Source organism: Pseudomonas sp. FSL R10-0056 (assembly GCF_009600105.1).
In the GTDB taxonomy this organism is placed as follows: Bacteria; Pseudomonadota; Gammaproteobacteria; order Pseudomonadales; family Pseudomonadaceae; genus Aquipseudomonas; species Aquipseudomonas bubulae.
In genome coordinates, this window is sequence record NZ_WIWL01000204.1 from 77118 (window position 1) to 97357 (window position 20240).

17 protein-coding genes and 2 pseudogenes are annotated in these 20240 nt (G+C 52.8%); 9 read left to right on the plus strand and 10 right to left on the minus strand.

Features of this window, described 5'->3' with window-relative positions:
* The first annotated feature begins 202 nt into the window (after positions 1-202).
* Positions 203-1870: a bifunctional diguanylate cyclase/phosphodiesterase gene (locus GHO42_RS19065; RefSeq protein ID WP_094999737.1), complete on the plus strand. Its 1668-nt coding sequence runs from the start codon at positions 203-205 to the stop codon at positions 1868-1870.
* Positions 1871-1918: 48 nt separating this feature from the next.
* Here the strand turns inward: GHO42_RS19065 and GHO42_RS19070 are convergent, their stop codons facing one another.
* The gene (locus tag GHO42_RS19070; protein WP_138738390.1) at positions 1919-3316 is read right to left on the minus strand and encodes a NorM family multidrug efflux MATE transporter; all 1398 of its coding nucleotides are present in this window, start codon (positions 3314-3316) and stop codon (positions 1919-1921) included.
* 152 nt (positions 3317-3468) lie between these two features.
* Between GHO42_RS19070 and GHO42_RS19075 the strand changes: the two genes are divergently transcribed.
* The gene (locus tag GHO42_RS19075; RefSeq protein WP_094999739.1) at positions 3469-4389 is read left to right on the plus strand and encodes a LysR substrate-binding domain-containing protein; all 921 of its coding nucleotides are present in this window, start codon (positions 3469-3471) and stop codon (positions 4387-4389) included.
* Between the two features lie 9 nt (positions 4390-4398).
* Here GHO42_RS19075 and GHO42_RS19080 read toward each other — a convergent pair.
* Positions 4399-5661: pseudogene (locus GHO42_RS19080) on the minus strand (YifB family Mg chelatase-like AAA ATPase); the annotation flags it as partial.
* 334 nt (positions 5662-5995) lie between these two features.
* On the opposite strand from GHO42_RS19080, the gene GHO42_RS19085 reads away from it, so the two are divergent.
* Together GHO42_RS19085 and GHO42_RS19090 are read left to right on the plus strand one after the other, a co-directional pair.
* Positions 5996-7810 (plus strand): DUF4365 domain-containing protein, encoded by a 1815-nt coding sequence (locus GHO42_RS19085; protein WP_153326730.1) that lies wholly within the window; start codon positions 5996-5998, stop codon positions 7808-7810.
* Between the two features lie 465 nt (positions 7811-8275).
* The gene (locus tag GHO42_RS19090) at positions 8276-9412 is read left to right on the plus strand and encodes an Abi family protein (RefSeq protein ID WP_153326728.1); all 1137 of its coding nucleotides are present in this window, start codon (positions 8276-8278) and stop codon (positions 9410-9412) included.
* A gap of 112 nt (positions 9413-9524) precedes the next feature.
* Here GHO42_RS19090 and GHO42_RS19095 read toward each other — a convergent pair whose 3' ends face one another.
* The 6 genes and pseudogenes from GHO42_RS19095 to GHO42_RS19120 all read right to left on the minus strand — a co-directional run.
* Entirely contained in the window at positions 9525-9728 is a 204-nt protein-coding gene (locus tag GHO42_RS19095; protein ID WP_153326726.1) for a hypothetical protein, read from the minus strand.
* Between the two features lie 112 nt (positions 9729-9840).
* Entirely contained in the window at positions 9841-10320 is a 480-nt protein-coding gene (locus GHO42_RS19100) for a hypothetical protein (RefSeq protein ID WP_256670495.1), read from the minus strand.
* On the minus strand, positions 10268-12331 hold the full coding sequence (locus GHO42_RS26210) for a hypothetical protein (protein ID WP_153326724.1): 2064 nt from the start codon (positions 12329-12331) through the stop codon (positions 10268-10270). The genes GHO42_RS19100 and GHO42_RS26210 overlap by 53 nt, the downstream gene beginning before the upstream one ends.
* The gene (locus GHO42_RS19110; RefSeq protein ID WP_153326722.1) at positions 12328-14040 is read right to left on the minus strand and encodes a site-specific integrase; all 1713 of its coding nucleotides are present in this window, start codon (positions 14038-14040) and stop codon (positions 12328-12330) included. Before GHO42_RS19110 ends, GHO42_RS26210 begins: the two co-directional genes overlap by 4 nt.
* 4 nt (positions 14041-14044) lie before the next feature.
* On the minus strand, positions 14045-15157 hold the full coding sequence (locus GHO42_RS19115) for a site-specific integrase (RefSeq protein ID WP_256670506.1): 1113 nt from the start codon (positions 15155-15157) through the stop codon (positions 14045-14047).
* A 298-nt stretch (positions 15158-15455) separates the two neighbouring features.
* A pseudogene (locus tag GHO42_RS19120) lies at positions 15456-15692 on the minus strand (magnesium chelatase domain-containing protein); the annotation flags it as partial.
* 175 nt (positions 15693-15867) lie between these two features.
* Here GHO42_RS19120 and GHO42_RS19125 point away from each other — a divergent pair.
* Both GHO42_RS19125 and GHO42_RS19130 read left to right on the plus strand, forming a co-directional pair.
* Entirely contained in the window at positions 15868-16146 is a 279-nt protein-coding gene (locus tag GHO42_RS19125) for a type II toxin-antitoxin system RelE/ParE family toxin (RefSeq protein WP_095017857.1), read from the plus strand.
* A 7-nt stretch (positions 16147-16153) separates the two neighbouring features.
* The gene (locus tag GHO42_RS19130) at positions 16154-16459 is read left to right on the plus strand and encodes a HigA family addiction module antitoxin (protein WP_094999741.1); all 306 of its coding nucleotides are present in this window, start codon (positions 16154-16156) and stop codon (positions 16457-16459) included.
* 1 nt (position 16460) lies between these two features.
* On the opposite strand, the gene GHO42_RS19135 is transcribed toward GHO42_RS19130, so the two are convergent.
* Complete coding sequence (locus GHO42_RS19135) at positions 16461-16889, minus strand: VOC family protein (RefSeq protein ID WP_095017856.1); 429 nt, start codon at positions 16887-16889, stop codon at positions 16461-16463.
* Positions 16890-16935: 46 nt separating this feature from the next.
* Positions 16936-17196 carry an accessory factor UbiK family protein gene (locus GHO42_RS19140; RefSeq protein WP_094999743.1) on the minus strand — a complete coding sequence of 87 codons (261 nt, stop codon included), beginning with the start codon at positions 17194-17196 and terminating at the stop codon, positions 16936-16938.
* Positions 17197-17613: 417 nt separating this feature from the next.
* Between GHO42_RS19140 and glnK the strand changes: the two genes are divergently transcribed.
* From glnK to sutA, 3 genes are all read left to right on the plus strand, one after another.
* The gene (glnK, locus tag GHO42_RS19145; RefSeq protein ID WP_002555808.1) at positions 17614-17952 is read left to right on the plus strand and encodes a P-II family nitrogen regulator; all 339 of its coding nucleotides are present in this window, start codon (positions 17614-17616) and stop codon (positions 17950-17952) included.
* 33 nt (positions 17953-17985) lie between these two features.
* Positions 17986-19323, plus strand: a complete 1338-nt coding sequence (locus GHO42_RS19150) for an ammonium transporter (RefSeq protein WP_094999744.1) — start codon at positions 17986-17988, stop codon at positions 19321-19323.
* A gap of 482 nt (positions 19324-19805) precedes the next feature.
* The gene (gene sutA, locus GHO42_RS19155) at positions 19806-20132 is read left to right on the plus strand and encodes a transcriptional regulator SutA (protein ID WP_094999745.1); all 327 of its coding nucleotides are present in this window, start codon (positions 19806-19808) and stop codon (positions 20130-20132) included.
* The last annotated feature ends 108 nt before the right edge of the window (positions 20133-20240 follow it).

Here is a 20240-nt window from a genome sequence, read left to right on the forward strand (position 1 = left end):
GCTGCCTCTGTGCGACGGTGTGACATGCCACATCCTTTAAATTTACTGCTTTTGTTACTTTCGCACAGGATGTAAAGAGTATTTCCAGCTACCGTAGGGTTAATGCAGCAAATAAGTATTTGATAACCAGTGTCATTGCCATTGGTTGCCGGCACGTCATAATGCCCACTGCCCGAATTTTTGCAGAGTCTAGGGAGCTAGCTTGTCTACGCCTGTCGAACCCTTGCGTTTGCTGCTATTGGCCGAAGAGCCATCTTGGGCAGCGTTGTTGCGCGAGTGTCTGGCGCCAATGGGAAGTGCGGCCGTCCTGATATGCGCGCCGAGCTGGGAGTCTGTCAGCCATCTGTTCGAAAACGATCGCAATGCGCTGCTCCTGACGACCCCGGCCCTGCAGCCCCCAGCGGGCCGCTGCCGCCTGCCCACGGTTTTGCTGCTCGACAGCGAGCCTGATAGCGCTCCAGCGGGCGTCAGCGACTGGCTGGTCGGCGCCAGCCTGACGGGCGATGTACTGCGCCGCTGTCTGCGCCATGTGCGTGAACGCGGCCTGCTGGAACACACCTTGCAGCGCCTCGCCGAAGAGGATCCACTGACCGGCATTGCCAACAGGCAAGGCTTCCAGACCCTGCTGGCCGTGCGTCTGGCCGAAAGTGACGGCCGTGGCATTGCCTTGGGCCATCTGGACCTGGACAACTTTCGTCACGCCAACGATGCATTGGGCCATCAGGCTGGCGACCGCCTGATCCTGCAAGTAGTGGCGCGCCTCAAAAGCCAGCTTGAAGCGGGTGACCAACTGGCCCGTCTTGGCAGTGATGAATTCGCCCTGTTGATCAATACCCATCGCGCGCCCGAGCGTGCCGAATGGATGGCCGAGCGCATTACCGAGGTGATGGCCGAGCCCTACTGGGTCGACGGCGAAAGCCTGTTGATCGGCTGCAGCCTGGGTATTGCCCATGCCCGCGCCAACGCCGGGGCCGACCCGTTGATGTGGCACGCGCACATTGCCATGCAACAGGCCAAAAGCACCCAGGGCTGTACCTTCCACGTATTCAACGAGCGTATCAATCGCAATGCCCGCAGCCTGGCCGACCTCGAAAGCGAGTTGCGCCGGGCGTTGCGCCGTGACGAACTGGAACTGCATTACCAGCCGCGGCTGGATCTTGGCACGGGGCAAATCGTCGGGCTGGAAGCGCTGGTGCGCTGGCGCCATGCCGAGCGTGGCCTGTTGGCTCCGAGTGAGTTCGTGCCTTTGGCCGAGCAAAGCGGGCTGATTGTGCCGCTGGGGTACTGGGTTATCTCCCGTGCCCTGCGGGATATGCAGGCGTTGCGCGAACGCGGGCTTGAGCCGCTGCACATGGCGGTCAACCTGTCGTTTCGCCAGTTTCAGGACAGCCAGTTGCTTTCGACCCTCAGCCGCCTGATCAGCGAACGCGGCGTAGAAGCACAGTGGCTGGAGTTCGAGCTGACCGAAACGGCCGTGATGCGGCGCAGTGATCTGGTCAAACAGACCATGGATGCCCTGGGCCGACTGGGTGTGCGTTTTTCGCTGGATGATTTCGGTACGGGTTTTTCATCGTTTGTGCACCTCAATAGCCTGCCGATTACGCTGCTCAAGATCGACAAGAGCTTTGTGGGCGGCATGGAAAGCCGCGAAGAGAACCGCAAACTGGTCCACGCCATGATCAACCTGGCCCACAACCTGAAACTGGAAGTGGTTGCCGAAGGCGTCGAAACTCCCGAACAGCTTGCTCTTTTGCGTGATTTTGGCTGCGATCAGGTGCAGGGCTACTTCATCAGCAAGCCGCTGCCGCTGGCCGAACTGGTGGAGTATTTGACGTTTGGGGCCGGGCAGCAGGTGCCAATTGCGCTCTAGGGCTTAAGAAAAACTTCCGTAGCAGCAGCCTCGTTCCTTCGGCAGCTGCTACACAGCTACGCCCGCCATTTTCGCCGCCTTGCGCTCCAGCTTGATCATGCGCCGCACCTTCCACTCGAACGCCAGGGTCAAGCTGATCGCTGCACAGGCCAGGCCCGTCGCCAGCCCCCACCAGACACCTGCCGGGCCCCAACCGAAGGTAAAGGCCAGCATCCAGGCCATTGGCGCGCCAATCACCCAATAGCAGAACAGCCCCACCAGAAAGGTGGTCTTGGCATCCTTGAGCCCGCGAATCGCGCCCATGGCGATGGTTTGTGCGCCATCAAACAGCTCAAACCATGCCGCTACCGCCAGCAGGCTGACGGCCAGCTCAAATACCGGACGGAATGCAGGGTCGTTGTAATCGAGGAACAACCCCACCAGATCCCTTGGCCAAAACCAGAACACCACGGAAAACCCGAGCATCACACATGCACCAAAACCGATACCGACCCGTCCTGCCAGCCGCGCCCGCTGCAAGTCACCACCACCATAGTGCTGGCCAATACGCATGGTGATCGCATACGACATGCCTGCAGGTACCATAAATGCCACCGATACGATTTGCAGTGCGATCTGGTGCGCTGCCAGCTGTGTGCTGCCCATGGTGCCCATGCACAGTGCTGCGAAGGCAAACAAACCGACTTCCACGGCATAGGTCCCGCCAATCGGCAGGCCGAGCCGCCACAGTTCCCGCAAATATGTCAGATTGATCCGCGACAGGCCCTTGCTGATCGGGTACGCGTTGTAGGCCGGATGCCGATGGATATGCCAGGCCAACCCCAGCGCCATGCAGGTCGCCACAATCGCCGTGACCAGGCCGATACCCATCAAGCCCAGTTTTGGCAGGCCGAACATGCCGGTAATCAGCGCGTAATTGAGCACAAAGTTGGCCACGGTACCGATCAGGCTGATCACCATCACCGGTGTGGCCCGGCCCATTGCACTGGTAAAGCCGCGCAGGGCCATAAAAGTCATATAGCCGGGCAGGGCAAACGGTAGCAGCAGCAGAAACTGGCCAGCCGCTTCAACGTTGGTGGGCGTCTGACCAAACAGCAACAACAGCGGTTTGATATTCCACAGCATTACCGCGCCGCCCAACGCCAGTGCCCAGGCGAGCCACAACCCGGCCTGAGTCAGGCGGGTCGCCCCTTCGATATCCCCTGCACCTTGGCGAATCGACACCAGCGTGCCCACGGCAGCGATGACGCCAATGCAGAAAATCGACACGAACGAGTAGCTGGCCGCTCCCAGGCTCCCGCCAGCCAGAGCCTCCGGGCTCAAGCGCGCCATCATCAGGGTATCGGTGAGTACCATCAGCATGTGAGCCAGCTGCGAAGCGATCAGCGGCCCGGCCAACCTCATAATGGCCGAGAGTTCGATACGTGCAGGATGCTGTTTGGTCATTGTAGAAATTTCTATAGGTGCGTTGAAAGGCTTGATTCTCGGCGCGTTGAGTGTTTTAAGCAAAGGGATAAAAACGATCATTGGCATGATTTAAACTCATGGTTGATCTTGCCTTCTGTGCCATCACCTTTTGAGCTATAGGAATATGAGTAATGGCTCGTAGCCTTCCTCCGCTTTACGCCTTGCGCGCCTTTGAGGCTGCAGCTCGCCATAGTTCATTCACCCGGGCGGGCGAAGAGTTGTCCATTACCCAGAGCGCTGTCAGTCGCCATATCAAAACCCTGGAAGCGCATTTCGCCTGCCGGTTATTTCAGCGCAGCGGGCGCAGCCTGCAACTCACCGAAGCCGCGCGTTTGCTGCTGCCGGGAGTGCGCGAAGGCTTTGCCGCCCTGGAGCGCGCCTGTACTACCTTGCGCGCCGAAGATGACATCTTGCGCATGAAAGCCCCCTCGACCCTGACCATGCGCTGGTTATTGGCCCGCCTGAGCCGCTTTCGCCACTTGCAGAGCGGCAATGAGGTGCAACTGACCAGTGCCTGGATGGACATTGACCACGTGGATTTCAATCACGAGCCATTCGACTGTGCTGTGCTGTTGAGCAACGGCCACTTTCCGCCTGACTGGGAGGCCACGCTGCTGTTCCCGGAGATGCTGATCCCGGTCGGTGCGCCCGCCATTCAGGGCGACGCGCCATGGGACGTCACACGCCTGGCGAGCACTGAGCTGCTGCACCCTACGCCTGACCGCCGCGACTGGCGGCGTTGGCTCGACTGCATGGGCCTGGGCGGGCAAGTGTCACTCAAGGGCGGGCAAGTTTTCGACACCCTGGAGCTGGGCATGATTGCCGCCGCCCGGGGCTACGGCATTTCCATGGGGGATTTGTTGATGGTGGCCGAAGACGTTGCCCAGGGGCGCCTGAGCCTGCCGTTCCCTGCTGCCGTGGCCAGCGGCGATAATTACTATCTGGTTTGGCCCAAGACCCGTCCCGGGGGCGAGCGTTTGCGTAGGCTCAGCGACTTTTTGCAGCAGGAAGTCGCCGCCATGGTGTTGCCAACCGTTGAGCAGTTGCACTGACCGCCATAATCAGCCACTGAATGGCCGATATTGCAACGCCTCTGCGAGATGCTTGCGCTCTATATTGTGTGCCTGCTCCAGGTCCGCCAGGGTCCTTGCCACTTTCAGCAGTCGGTGTGCCGCTCGCAGTGACAAGGTCATGCGCTCGCAAGCCGCCTCCAGCCAGCTGTTATCCATATCGCTCAAGCGGCATTGGGTTCGCACGCCCGGCAGATCGAGAAAGGCATTGGCGCAGCCCTGACGTTGCAGTTGGCGCTCACGCGCCGCAGCCACAAGCCCGGCGGCGTTGGCCGTGGTCTCACCTGAGGCAAGCGGCGGGTTGAGAGTGGTGGTCTCGCGGGCTACGGTCAGGTGCAGGTCGATGCGATCGAGCAACGGGCCGGAAAGTTTGTTGCGATAGCGCTGGATTTGCTCCGGTGTACAGCGGCAGCGGCCAGTGGGTTCGCCAAGATATCCACAGGGGCAGGGATTCATCGCCGCAACCAGTTGGAAGCGCGCCGGAAAACGCATGCGATCTTTCGCCCGTGCAATCACGATAAAGCCGCTTTCCATGGGCTCTCGCAAGACTTCCAGAACCTTGCGATCAAACTCGGGAAGCTCATCCAGAAACAATACGCCGTGATGGGCCAGGGTTATTTCCCCGGGCCGCGGTTTGGAGCCGCCGCCCACCAGCGCCGGCCCCGAGGCCGAATGATGAGGTTGGCGAAACGGTCGCTGTGGCCAGCAGTTCAATGGCACTTGGCTGGCCACTGACTGAATGGCGGCCACTTCCAGCGCCTCTTGTTCATTGAGCGGTGGCAACAAGCCGGGCAGGCGGCTAGCCAGCAAGGTTTTACCCGTGCCCGGCGGCCCGGTAAACAGCAGGTTGTGACTGCCAGCAGCAGCGACCAGCAATGCCCGTTTGGCCGAAAGCTGCCCTTGGACATCGCTCAGGTCGGGATAGGGTTTGCTGATATGCAGCAAGCCGCTGGGGATATAGGGCTCTATCACCTCCCGACCTGCGAAATGGGCCACCAACTGCAACAAGTGCTCGGCCGCAATTACTGTCAGCCCGCAGGCCAGGCAGGCTTCTTCGGCATTGGCCTGCGGTACCACCAGCGCCCGGCCTGCGGCCCTTGCTGCCAGGGCGGCAGGCAATATGCCCTGCACTGGCCTGATCGCGCCCGATAGCGCCAGTTCGCCCAAACACTCCACCTGCTCCAGCGCCACAGCCGGCAGTTGCCCGCTGGCCGCCAAAATGCCCAGGGCAATGGCCACATCAAAACGCCCGCCCACGGGTTAGTTTATAAGCATGGACATTGAGTAAAAGGCCTCTACGGCAACGTTTTGGCGAGTTTTTAACGTCCATAGCAAATGTCCAGTTTCACCTGGCTGGACCACTGAATGTCCATGATGAGTCGCGGGTATTGCCACCTCGACCAGTAGCTGTGGGTCGAAAGCAGGCAGACTGGACATGCATTACAATCGAGTAATCTGGAACCCAAGAAAGCCAAACCGAGAGTGGCAAGTCACTTAGACACTTGAAAGTGAGGTATACATCTTGCGGTCGCGCAGCAATCAAGAAAAAACAGCAGGAGCAAGCTCTTGCTGAACTGAGAGGTCATCGATGACACCTGGCGAGATTGGTACTGAGGCGGGCAGAATTTTTGAGTACAATCTCCCATCCAATTGGATTTTCAGATCTCAAGAAGATCAAAATGACCATGGAATAGATGGAGAAATCGAGGTAAAAGATAGTAATGGCATGGCGCAGGGCAAAGAGTTTGTTTTCAAGGTTCAGATCAAAGGTGAGGGGACTTCGAACTTTATCGATAACGATAAAAAACTATCCTTTAACCTGAAAACGAGCAGGCTAAAGTATTACTTATCTTTCAATATTCCCGTGATTTTAGTAGTGGTAGAAACATCCAGTGAAAAAATATACTGGATTTCCATCACGGACAACGAAGAGTTAATTGCTAAGGCCAGCAATGTAAAAACTGATTCGATTCAAATTCACTTGCCCGTTCAGAATATTATAAAAAGACGTGATCCCGCGTTAGCTAAAAACTTATTGAGTTCAGTTTTTAATTCATGGGACTACTTGGCAATCAAGGGTGTTAAAAGTTCGATCCGCAGATTCGGTGACTTAGATCCTGAAAGGTTGGAGTATAGAATTTCTGAAATGGGGGATGCACTTTACAAGGCTCATCACCAAATGCTAGGAAATCACTTGTCTCGTGGAGAATTCACAAAGGTATATAAAGTTTCAGGAGACTTGCTTCAGTCTAAAATTGTACCAGCAGCAGATAGATTCGTTGCTGGCTTGTTTTATCGTACAGCACTCCGCATCTCTCCATTGCATGAATCAGTGATTGATCAGATGAGAGAGATGTTTAATGTAAGCGTTCTCTTAATTAAGCTGGCACACGAAGAAAAATCAGAAAATTTAAGGCGCTACTCTATCGGCCTCGCTCGCTCTGCCAAATTTAAATACGAGATAAATAGCTTGTATTCCAATCACAATGCGAGCAAAGTTTTTTCAAGAGATAGCGCTGAGGGCTTTATTTTTCGTTCGGAGATCTATAATCAGTATAATCGGGTATGTATCAGTTTAAAGAAAATCATTGATTCACTGAGCCTGATCGGAAGCAAGTTTCAATATCATATATTCTGCGAAGTCTACTTTGAATCTGCGACTTCTCTTTTCTTGTTTCGCGCCATCCAAAATGAAAGAGGAAGTGAAGAATCTATTGAGTTTTATCAAAACTGGTTGGTCACTACTTTTCAATTTTGCATGTCGTATGCATTCTTTGCTGGAACGCCTGAAAGAGCTGAGCGGCTATATTCGTTAGCGCTGCATACAAACTTGCACAGCTCGAAAGAAAGAGATGCGCTCAAGGCAAGTTTGTCTAGCATAAGCTCAATTGCTATCCAAACTTTGGAGGCGGTTGAAAGAAGCCACAAGCCTATCGTTGAGAGAGATTTTCTTAGTATAAGTACAGAAGAGCAGATGAGCTACTTCAAGGATACGGCAAGAAACATGGGGATGGACCCAGATGACATAAAGTCTCAAATGGGCCAAATAGTATCCATGGCCTTAAAAAACTACGATCCAACAGAAATACTCATTAACTGTGAGCATTTATTTGTACACTACAAACCTGGCGGGATCATCGCTCAGACCTTGCAAATGCATTCAGCAGGCGGGATGCATTTACTTGTTTGCCTTAAACACCGGCATGTCCAAGGCACCGGTAATCTGCTTAAAAATTTATACTTGCCGCCATCAAATATGCCTATGCCCGGATTCAAAAAAAGTTACTGTGAGTCCTGCTCAGACTGTTCTCCGCGCCCATCGAGTTGGGAGTGGTCCCTCGCTTGGCAGCGAACCGAAGTATCTAAACACATTGCTTTTCTAGATTTATTCAAGAATTGGTAGAAAGGGTATTAGTGCATAAGGCCAAAACTGCAGCGCTAGATCACGCCAACTTATTGAAACGTGATCCGTGCGGCCGATTGAAGCTGAACCGGGCGGATTTCTGAGTCCTTAGCCAGTGATCCATGGCTCTGGCTTAGAATTTAAACCAGGAAGCATTACAAACGGGGTTACTCGGAAATTTAGTAGGAAAGCCGGGAGTAGATCAGTATCTGCTCAGCGGCAACATCCTATGGTTGGTGCCCACAAGAGATTAGGCAAGGCGATGCGCCTTAGCCATAGGCGTCAGCTGGCAGCCTACCAGCGGCCCTCAGATGAGCTTCGTGGGGTCGATTGCCCCTCAGAGAGCACTTCAAATTGACAATCTGTCAATTTGAGGTATATTCACCCCAACAGCGCTAAATCCACTCCCGATCCTCGCATCGGTGACGATTTAGCCTTTTTTTTGCCAATTTTTTATGAAGTGCTATGGAACAGCTAGCAAAGACGGTCAAGCCTTTCCTCGAGTATGATTTGCTAGTAGAGAAACTGACTTCCCGCGGGATGATTCTTCGCGACTCTTTGCGAGCACAAAGAAAACTAACACAAATCGGGTACTATCGCCTTTCAGGCTACTGGCATCCAGCGTTGAAGTACAAATTCATCCAGCCGAAAGAAATCATAAAGTATGATGAATTTCAAACCGGTACGACCTTCGACTCGATCTTTGATTTTTATCTTTTTGACAAAAAGATCAGGCTTGAATTGCTTTGCGCAATTGAACGTATAGAAATATATTTGCGGACAATTGTGGCTCACGAACTTGGACGAATCCATCCGCAAGCGCATTTCGATAAGAAGAATTTTTCAAGATTTTCAACCAGTATCGAAAAAGATGATAGGTTTTCGGAATTCGATCTTTGGCACCGGAAACATCAACAGCTGTTAGAAGACAGTCGTGAAGACAGCATCCGTTCTCATATAGATAACGAAAAACCAATTCCCATCTGGGTAGCGTGCGAAGCCTGGAACTTTGGGACCCTCTCTAAGCTCTATAGTATGCTTAGCGGGGCAAACCAACAAATGATCTGCGATCGCCTAGGCATAGACAAAAGACAAGTTCTAGATAACTGGTTAATCAATTTAAATGGAATAAGAAACCGCTGTGCTCACCACAGTCGAGTATGCAATAGATCCAACATTCGGACGATCATGACCCCCAAAAATGGGTATTTCAATCTGATAGCCTTGGGTAGCTCGGAAAGCAACAAACTATACGGTTTAGTTGTAGTGATCTGGTTTTTGTTGTCCAAGATCGGACCCAGTTCAGACTGGATTAATCGGATGGCTGACCTGCTAGATGACAAGCCAGAGGTGATCGGACTGACTTTCAAATCTATGGGGCTGCCTGAGACTGGCTTTCCTCGAAAGCTTTTCCCCAAGACTATCAGGACAGAACCTGATATTCCAGTTTTTGCAGATCTCATAGAGTCTGCAAACAATCAAAATCTACAAATTCTAGACATGCTTCGTGAGAAGAAACATGATTCAGAAGTTGATCATGAACTACTGAAGCGGACTGTCGAGTCACTGTTAGAGCTCGCCATGAAACTAGAAGAGTTATAGGTGTGGCAGTCTATAGGCGTGCCTATTTATCGGTGCAATGGGTCTGCGCGTTAACCCACAGTCCATATTGATCGTGAGTTTTACTCAAAGTAAGTGCCCATCTTTCACAACGCTAAATGTCGACTAATGGCTCCACACCTGGAAAATTCAGCGTCGGAGGGAGAGTGTCTGCTTGCCAACCAAATACGAAATGTGCCCATTTCATATCTCTATTTTCACGTTCGGCAACCAGCAGAAGAGTCCATCCAGCTTTCAATAGAATATTGGCGTTGATTTCGCTTCCGGTACTTGTAATCGATCTTGTTTCTTCAATCATTTTGGTAGCCCTAAATTCTGCTGCGGTAGTTAAAGTATGGAGACAAAGCGAGTGAGTTCGTTACCTGAAAGCCATGAGGCTTGTCTGCCAGAATCCAAGTTAAGTCCATTCCCTAAATTGTGGGTTTGCGGATCGGATTGACATTGGTAAGATTGAGCATCGCTTTTAAACGGGCGTTCTCCATAGTCAATTCCAGAATCTTGGAGTCAGCTTCGACCAGCAACGAGGCGGCTTTATCGCGTTGTGACTTCAACTCATTGATGACTTCCTTGAGCGATCGATTCCTTTTGCGCTGGGTGATGATCTTTTGTCGTGGTGATGGAGGCGCCTGAAAATTGTGTTCATTTATCCAATTTTGGATTTCGTTGATCAGCTCCGGATACCGCGATTTCTTGAGGGCCGAGGGATCACTGCCAGTTTCCTTGGCCACATTGTTTTGCGACACTGGCGTACCTTGCGGCAGCCTTTCGGGCTTGCCGCGCTTCAGTCGTTCAAAAGCTTCGCGAAAAGCTTTCTCAGCCCTGCCCATGTCTGGTGGATTAACTTTTCGAGATGATATCAAGGGCGTTCTCCACAGCGCGTTGTTGAGCATATAAAGACTCGCGATATGGCGAGCCTAATGGGGCGTCGATTAAGCGCGAATCGATCACGCGCGCTAACTGCCGAATAGCCTGCTCCTTATTCCGGTCAAATAATGCATCTGCGCAAGGACCTTGTTTGTCCCCCCCTCCGCATCGAATAACATTATCTACACCACCATATTCGCAAGTACCGCGCTTGGTGCATCCTCCTAGTAGAGTTTGACGCCATGATACCTGGCCTGCTTTGGCGGCCTTGTTGAGTTTTTTTGCATCATTGGGATCAACAACTTTTAAAATTTCTGACTTTCGGCTGTCTCCGTATGGGCTGATAAAACGATCGGAAAATAAAAGAGCAATCTCCTTACTTAAGACCTCATACATTGTGCGAATGTAATGGGTGCGAGAGTCCTCATTCAGGCGCGCTCGTGAGTATCCTTGACCGTAATAAAGCGACATTGCCCGCGTGGCGTGCTTAAGTTGGTATTGAACTGACGCATCTGAGACTAGGCCGGAGGCCAACATATTGACAGCTCCAGTCCTGCGTAGTTGGTGCCAGGCCAGCGGCCAGATGTTACCAACCGCAAACGTCTTCTCGTCTAATGTGGTTGTAACAAGTCGTGCTATTTTTAAATCTGCCTCAGTGATCCGAAGCTCTTCAAGATTAAAGAGCTTCGGGTATGATTGAATTACAGCTTGGTAGCTGGGGTATGCTGGTCGCACGTATAGAGGTTCGCCGGTGTTTTTAGCGTTAGCCCAAGGTTCGTAAGGGCGCAATACAAGATAGGGCGCTTTAACTTCCTCTAGGGTGGTGGGAACATTTAAATTGGCTTCTGCACAGATCATTCGCAGCCGAGCCACCAAAGCCATTGCGTCAACCGCGACTTCTGTAAATGGCGATGTAATCCAACGTGCATCGTCGTCCTCAATTGTTTTAGTTGTAACTCCACGCAATAAGTAAATGTTCCCAAAGTTGTCATCCTTTTCGATCTCCAAACAGTTCGTTCGAAGTGCCCACGCTTCTTCAATTCGCATCATTGAAAAATTCAATAAGTAAGCCGTTCCTATCTTACCGACCATAGTAAGGTAGCTTGAAAACGTCATCGTGCTGCATCCAGCACCATCGAGTGACTGGCCGGGTTGAAGCACCCATTGGTGCAACAGTTCACTAATGCCAAAACGCTGCGCGATAGTTGAAAATCTACCCTCGTAAGTGAAGTCATCGGCTATTGTATAGCGGCTGCGCGGATGGAATGGTGAGGGGGGGCTTTTGTCGATGTGCTGCGACCGGTGGCAAGCTTCACCCAAGGAACCATAATATTTTTCATATTTCTCAAGACAGAATCGGTAGCAGGCTTCAATGTTCTCGCGGTGCTTTTGAAAGTCCTCCAGAAACCTACGAAGACGCTCCACTTGGTACGCCCAAATCCGAGGCGGGATATACGGCGTTTGTTTTACCTGATGTTCGGGTATCGTAGCCTCAAATCGTCGTAACCCTTCTCGGTCGAGTATTGTGAAACAGAGTTGGTCACGTTGCTCGAACAGTGCATGCAAGTGCGCCAGTGCTTCTACTGCGTTCGAAGGAGAGATGACAGTTATTAGTTTGTCGGCAACTATTGGAAACTTCCACAACTCAGACGCCGCAATTCCCTCTGCTGAACATAAGGCGAATAGCGGAAATATACATACGAATCGAGCCTTGAGAGAAGCTGCGCTGCGGACAGCATGAGGGCCCCACAACCACCACGCTGCAACTTGGCGCGCTAGATTGGCATTGACGGGTGTTGCAACGGGATCGTCCTTACGTTGTGGATTATCCCCAAAATTGAGTCGAAGCGACTGTTTAGCCCACGGTGTAAGGTTCCAGATGGTGTCACCGTAGCGGCTGATTATTTTCCCGTTTGAATCAATGACGACTGGGAATTCGCTTGGAGGAGGCCAGCTAGGAAGCCGATAGTTATCTGATGTAGGTAACACTAATGGAGAGTCAATACCTAGCCTCCGGATGGAGATATTTGAGCTCATACACGCCCCTCGATAAGGCGAATAAATCCGTCCCATTTTGGATGGAAATTCCCTTCTTCAACCCGATTCACCGCCTCGCTTACCCATAGGGCACGTACTGTACTGCTTATCTCAAACTGCTTTAGTTTTTCGGTAATTCGGTCGACAGTAATTGATGCTGGACTCTCACCTTTATTAGAGTGCCGATTCCACATTAGCTCCAAGCACTTATAATATCGATAACTTGCCAGCGACCAGACGTGCTCAGCATCGTCAACATCACGATGGTGATCACAGAACAGGCATCCGGCAGGACTTGAGCAGTCAGGGCGCGGAGCATTAATAGGTCGATCTGCTTCAGGAGTAGGTGCTGGTTTAATACATGTTCCCGGACCTGGCGGTTCATACGATGGATCAGCTAAAGCATGAAATTTGCTGATCTCAGATACTGCACCTTGGTGGTGTGGCTGGTCGTAGATGCGAAGAAGTACTTCCTGCGTGTGCTGGGCCATCTCTGCCGTCAGCATGGGATCACGGGATTTTCTTATCAGCCAATTAATTCTAGTCTTACGAAGTTCTCTTGGCGAAATATAGCGAATTCCTAGATCTTTACATCTTTTTTTAATGGCATAAAAGTTAGGTGCTCTATCTTGGGCGCGCTGCTGAGGTGAGGAGTCTGGAAATAAAAGGCCGCCCTCATCATCAGGAAACATTTCACTTCGCCAATTCAGATATATTTCGAAAAAAGGCCGATACTCATTGAATATTTCGAAAGCTACCTCCCCTTGCCTACGTCCTTTATGCACGCGACGAACCTGATATCCATCAAAGTAACTTTGGTATGAGCACTTTCCAGCTCTGAGTTTGTTAGCTTGCGCTAGATTCATTCCAGTTTGCGAAATAAAAATTAGCATCTCTGATTGGATTCTGAGGTTGATCAACGGATATCGAGTACGCCATGAACCGTCTTCCTCCCATCTATCGCGGGCCTCCTTGACCCTTCTTCTGGAGCCTGAGCTTCCATAGCCAGGAATAAGGTACTTTACATTTTTCGCTGGTGTTAGTCCGGACCACTCTTCGATAATCTGCCCTGTCCGAAGATGAATTTGCACCGGCAGCGATCCACGAATTGATTCGCTTGTCAGAGCACTGGAAATATCGAGCAAGGCGCTTCCAAATGCAAAAGAATCACTTAGCTTAACCTTGTCAGCCTGGGTGCCTAGGACCTGTTTTTTATTATATCTTTTAGGTATGCGCGTGCTGCGATACAGCCCGATCTTTAACTCCAGAGCTTGATCAAGTAATGAACTTACAGTCGTCGCCTTTGCTGCTATAGTGGCAGTTTTTAAATAGCGGTCATTACGCTGCCGAGATAATAAGTGGTCAGTCCATGCAATAAAGTTATCTTCAATAGAGTTTAGTTCGAGGGAGCAACTTGCTTTGTCAGCCCAAGCGTAAAACTGCCGTAAAAGTTGTATGCTGTTTTTTGCACTGAAGCGACTGCCTCCTCCTGCGAGAGTGCCTTTAATTGCATCGTGAATTTTGGTCAGTAGCGGTAGGCGCTCCAAAAGCGGCGGACCTAAACTACCATTTGAAACCAAGCTTGCAAATTTTCGCATGTCACTGCCCGCACCTCCTCGGTACAGTAGTTGTGACAAATTGAGGGGCGTTTCCCTCGGGCCGTAACTTACATCAGGGAATGTCAGATCCGGTAACGCTGCGTCAGGCATCTTCTTATTCCTGCCCAGAAATAATTCCGAGAAACGCCCTGGTGAAGGTGTTCGCCAGTTCCTGTTTTATAGGTGTTTTTTCCACAAATTTAATGTATTTAAGTGCCGTAGACTCGTGCTTGTGCAAAAGAGCCTCTTTAACAATCGCTACTGCATGAATCCCACCACCGGCACCTATGGCAATTCGCGCCAGTTCGGTCGCGAAGGTACACCGCGTTTGGTGAAATCGAAAGTCACGCATTGATTGAAGTCCATTCGCCAATGCGATCTTTCTGAAGTAATGCATCTCCACATTGATTGCCACAGATTTGCCCGAACCACGCTGAGCATATGGATTGCCAAAACGAGTCAAGAACACAAGATTTTTATAATCTGAAGACGCCTTAATTTCGCGCTTAAGGCGACGCGCGCTGTACGAGTAGCGAAGAATTTCATCAAGTAGATCTTTTGTGATCCAAACTTGCCCCGTCACACCAAATTTAGTCTCTACAGATGGACTAGCACCTGGGCCCACTGCTAGTCGATAAAGGTTTGGGTCAGCTGGATCTGGTACGGCATTAATCAGTGTTTGTATTTTGAGATCCGTCAATGTTTGAAGCCTCATCCCTGTGAAAAAGCCAGAGGTCAATAGAAGAAAAAGCTCTTCAGATGCCTGCTCACGGGCGAGTTCGAGGATTTGATTGCGGTCGGCGGCCGATACAGGTAATAGACCATCTTCCAGCCGCTCGCCTGCTCTGGGTCGGTTTGGAATTGACAGATCGGTGGTGGTAACTGCAAGGGTACGCTCAAGGCCGAACGAATTAGTAAGATGTATACCTACAGTTCGCTCAAGCCACATGGGCCAATCTGGAGAAAGAAGCCCCGTAACCCTTAGCCATCGATAAAAGCCGATGACTACTCGCATTCGTTGCGAGACGGTCGATGGAGCTAGTTCCGAGTTATCTCTTGCTTCCACGAGAGCACCGCGATAGCGCACTAAACAACGATTCTCCTTGCGAGCAGGAAAGTCCCACCACATGCTGCCTGATGCCTCCAGCCAGTTTGCGTAGGCGTGCAAACAGGTTGCCTTTGCTTGCACCGTCTTCAGATCAACATCCCGGGTACTGGCACGGTCCATGAACCAGAGGTTTGCTTCACGCCAAGGGCTTCCGTTTGCCCAAAACAGCTGAGGTAGTCCTTTGATTGCACGACTGTGCACCACCGCTGTCCAGTGTACCCGTCCCTCGATAACCGTTGAGCGGTGGGGGATGAAGTTGACTGACTCAAGTCGCGCCATGAGTGCCTTCCCGTTCCTGGCCGCCGATAGCCAAGCGAAGGCTTGACAATAAAGAGTAGCGAAAGCGTAGCTCAGAAGTCGGAAGCGTCCATAGATGAACTAAGTACTATGCGGCGTCCATACCTTCACCTAATCCGTGCCCGCCGTCCTTGGGCAGGTCGGCGGGCGCGAGGTTGAGGGTGATACGCCGGGCCGGGAAATCCAGGGTGGAGTTGATGATTGCGCTGCGTACCCGGTCTTTACTTTCCTTGACCGCTGTTTCGGGCAAACCGACCAGCGTCAACGCTGGCAACCCATTGGCCAGATGCGCTTCCACCGTAACGGCAGGCGCCTCGACGCCCACCTGGGCGCGGCTGTAAACAATCGCCAGAGCCATGACTCATTCCTTGAGTTCGCAAAAAAACCATGGTGCGCGAATCTCAAGCCAGGGGCAGGCATGGAATGGATACGGGATGTTAACGGGTATGGGAGCACGGCCAATGAACTGCCAAAGTGCGGTGGCGAAAAAATTAAAAGACCCTAATATTAATCAATAACGTTATTCATTAATTATGCTTGTAAGTTTTAAATGCAACAGAACTGAAAGTCTGTATCGAAATGGCAAGACGCGCTTATGGTCAGACATTCTCAATGTCATTGAACGAAAATTAACCATGCTGGACGCTGCAAGCGTGCTGACAGATCTAGCGTCACCACCTGGCAACCGGCTCGAGGCTCTCAGCGGTACACGCAAGGGCCAGCACAGCATCCGCATCAACGCACAATGGCGAATCTGCTTCGTCTGGGGCGCCAATGGCCCTGAAGCAGTTGAAATAGCTGATTACCAATGAGGTCATCATGATCAAAAATGGCATGCGCCCGGTTCACCCGGGTGAAGTTCTCAAGGAAGAATACCTTGAGCCCCTGAGCCTCTCGTCTGCTGCTTTGGCCAGGGCGCTGGGGGTGTCCGCGCCGACGGTCAACGATATCGTGCTGCAGCGCCGTGGCGTCAGTGCCGATATGGCACTGCGCCTGTCAATTTGCCTGGCAACCACCCCGGAGTTCTGGCTTAACCTGCAAACCACTTACGACCTGCGCACGGCAGAAATCGACCGCGGTGCAGCGATTCGCGAACAGGTGCAACCCATTCACCACTGCGCCTGACTCACTGCTCCAGCGCTCGGGTCCCCAGATCCTCGGCAAAGCGCAACAAATAGCCATCGGGGTCGAGCACCAAAAAGTTGCACTCGCCAAACAGCACTTCATTGCTGCGGTACCAGCGTTCTTCCAGGGGTTTGCGCAGGGTGTGGCCAGCGGCTTGCAGGCGCTCGATCAGGCAATCGGCATCCGGGCATTTGATCGACAGGTTCATGCCCCGGCCGAACGGCTGCTCCAGCGGGCCGACCCGCCAGGAAGACTCTTCGAGGTCGTCCTGTTCCAGCATCAACTGGCTGCCATGGAATGACAGAAACGCAAAAAGATGCTCGGGCCGTTGGTACTCGATCTTGAAACCGAGCACTTCACAGTAAAAATGCAGACTGCGCGAAAGGTCCGAGACGATCATCTCGGGCACTAGCGGGTTCATCACCAGCATATAAAAACATCCTTGTTAATACAGGCGAATGCACCGCCTTTGAGCGTTATTCGCTCGGCGGCAACAGCCTTGCTTCCATTTCGGCCACTTTGGCCTCCAGGCTTTCGAGGCGAGCACGGGTGCGCGCCAAAACCACCATCTGGCTGTCGAACTCTTCGCGGCTCACCAGATCAAGCTTGCTGAAACCGCTTTGCAGCAAGGCTTTGAACTGGCTTTCGATTTCATTGCGCGGCAGCGCGGTTTCGCCACTGAACAAGCGGGAGGCGTGGCCGCCAAGGGCGTCGAGAAAATCTTTGGGCGCGAGCATGGATAAGGTCCTTAAAACTGATGGTGACGAGTGTATCACGGGGTGTAGGCCCCCATTGGCGGGGGCTTTCTGCACATTTTTCGCGCACCACCCCCGCAAGCTGCGCACCATCATCGAGCACAAATACCCCGAGAAATCAGGCCAAAAGCCATCAACTTCCTCTAAATCGCTGTAATTATTGATTTTTTCCAGACATGGCAAGGTTTCTGCTAAGACCAACATGACTCATGCACTGATGCAGTAGCTGTGACGAAGGCAGTGCGGCAGGTGGTTCAAGGAGTGTTTTCGTCACCAGCGATTTACACACGTTGTACAGCCTGAAGAAGGCTGACGATGCGTTACAAAGCCAGACACTGCGCTTAGACTTGAGCCGGGTTTGTTTTCCTGGGGCAAGTCCACCAATTCGGGAGAAGTTTCATGAAGCTAGTCACCGCCATTATCAAGCCGTTCAAGTTGGATGACGTGCGCGAGTCGCTGTCTGAGATCGGCGTACAAGGCATTACCGTTACTGAGGTCAAAGGCTTCGGCCGTCAGAAGGGCCATACCGAGCTGTATCGCGGTGCGGAATATGTGGTCGATTTTCTGCCAAAGGTGAAGATTGATGTCGCCATTGACGACAAGGATCTTGATCGGGTTATCGAGGCGATCACCAAGGCTGCCAACACCGGCAAGATTGGTGACGGCAAGATTTTCGTAGTCAATCTGGAACAGGCTATTCGCATCCGTACCGGCGAAACCGATACCGACGCAATCTAAGCCGCCAAACCCAACGCCCCAGGAGAAAACACTATGACTCTGCGTAAAATCGCAGGGCTCGGAGCCCTGTTGTCCGTCGTAATGCCTGGCCTGGCCATGGCGGCAGACGGAGTGGCTGCTCCAGTCCTCAACTCCGGCGACACCGCCTGGATGCTGACTGCTACAGCCTTGGTGCTGTTTATGACCATTCCCGGCCTGGCGCTGTTCTACGGCGGCATGGTGCGCTCCAAAAACATTCTTTCCGTGATGATGCAGTGCTTCGCCATTACCGGTCTGATCAGCATTCTGTGGGTCATTTACGGCTACAGCATCACGTTCGACACCACGGGCATGGAGCAGGGCGTCACCAACTTCAATTCCTTTATCGGCGGGTTTGGCAAAGCATTCCTGGCGGGTGTAACGCCTGAAAGCCTGACCTCATCCACCGCGCTGTTCCCGGAAGCCGTGTTCATCACCTTCCAGATGACCTTCGCCATCATCACCCCGGCGCTGATCGTCGGTGCCTTTGCAGAGCGCATGAAATTCTCCGCCATGCTGATCTTCATGGGCGTGTGGTTCACCCTGGTGTATGCACCGATTGCGCACATGGTGTGGAGCGGCAACGGCGGCCTGCTGTGGGACTGGGGCGTACTCGACTTTGCGGGCGGTACCGTGGTGCATATCAACGCCGGTATCGCCGGCCTGGTAGCGTGCATCGTGCTCGGCAAGCGCAAAGGCTACCCAAGCACCCCGATGGCGCCACACAACCTGGGTTACACCCTGGTGGGCGCTGCCATGCTGTGGATCGGCTGGTTCGGCTTCAACGCAGGCTCTGCAGCGGCCGCCAACGGTACTGCCGGCATGGCCATGCTGGTGACCCAGATCGCCACCGCAGCCGCAGCCCTGGGCTGGATGTTTGCCGAGTGGATTACCCATGGCAAACCTAGCGCACTGGGCATCGCCTCGGGCGTGGTAGCAGGCCTGGTGGCAATCACCCCGGCTGCCGGCACCGTAGGCCCGATGGGCTCGGTGGTGATCGGCTTGTCGGCTGGCGTGATCTGCTTCTTCTGCGCCACCAGCCTCAAGCGCAAGCTGGGCTACGATGACTCGCTGGATGCGTTCGGTGTGCACGGTATCGGCGGTATCGTCGGTGCAATCCTCACCGGCGTGTTTGCAGCCCCGGCACTGGGCGGCTTCGGCACCGTGACCGACATCGCAGCGCAAGTCTGGATCCAGTTCAAGGGCGTAGCCTTCACTGTGGTCTACACCGCGATCGTCACCTTCATCATCCTCAAGGTACTGGATGCCGTGATGGGGCTGCGCGTGACAGAAGAGGAAGAGGCTGTGGGCCTCGACCTGGCTCAGCACAACGAGCGTGGTTACAACCTGTAAGGTTCCCTCTATAAAAAAACCCGGCGTGCCGGGTTTTTTTTTGCCGGTAATAAGGCGATATTCGGTGCTATGAAATGATTTCCCCTACAGGTTATTGGGGTTGCGAAGTTCTACGCTTGTTTATGCGACCCGTGCTTGCGACACAACTCGACTATTAGCCGCTTTGCTTTTTTCTTCAGCACGCTAGAATGCGCGCCGAGGGCAGAAAACAATGCTCGAGTACGACGAAGGCGAGGATGATCTCCCGACGCTTTCAAGGCCCGTGATCCGTGTGCTGGAGCATTCGGCACAGGGCGCCTGGCGAGGTGTTAATTCAGGCGGATGCCGTAATGATGGTGGTATTCGCCAAACCCTCTTCACCTTACAACGATGAAGAGGCGTAAGCCGCGGTTTGCCCAAGGCTACTTTTTCACCAGCGGTGGTCGACAGTCGCCACAGCTGGTCTATAACTAATCTGCTATACGTATGTCATGGGGTAGAACATGAGCGACGACGATCTGGAAAACGATGACCTCGAAGTAGGCGAAGACGACGATACCGAAGAGGGCCTGGAAACGGCCGCCGAGGATGTTGCAGACGACGATGGTGGCGATGATGCGCCGGCCCCTGCGGCCAAAGGCAAGTCAAAGGCCGCTGTGTCGGTTGATGACCTGCCGAGCGTAGAAGCCAAAAACAAGGAGCGTGATGCTCTGGCCCGCGCCATGGAAGAGTTTTTGTCCAAGGGCGGCAAGGTGCAGGAAGTTGAGGCCAATGTGGTGGCTGACCCGCCCAAAAAGCCTGACAACAAGTACGGCAGCCGTCCTATCTAAGGATAAGGACCGCTTGCATGCTTGAAGAAAAAACCCGCCGTCGCTGCGGGTTTTTTTGTGGGCGTTGGAAAACTTCACATCCCTGTGGCGCGGGCTTATCGTGATTGC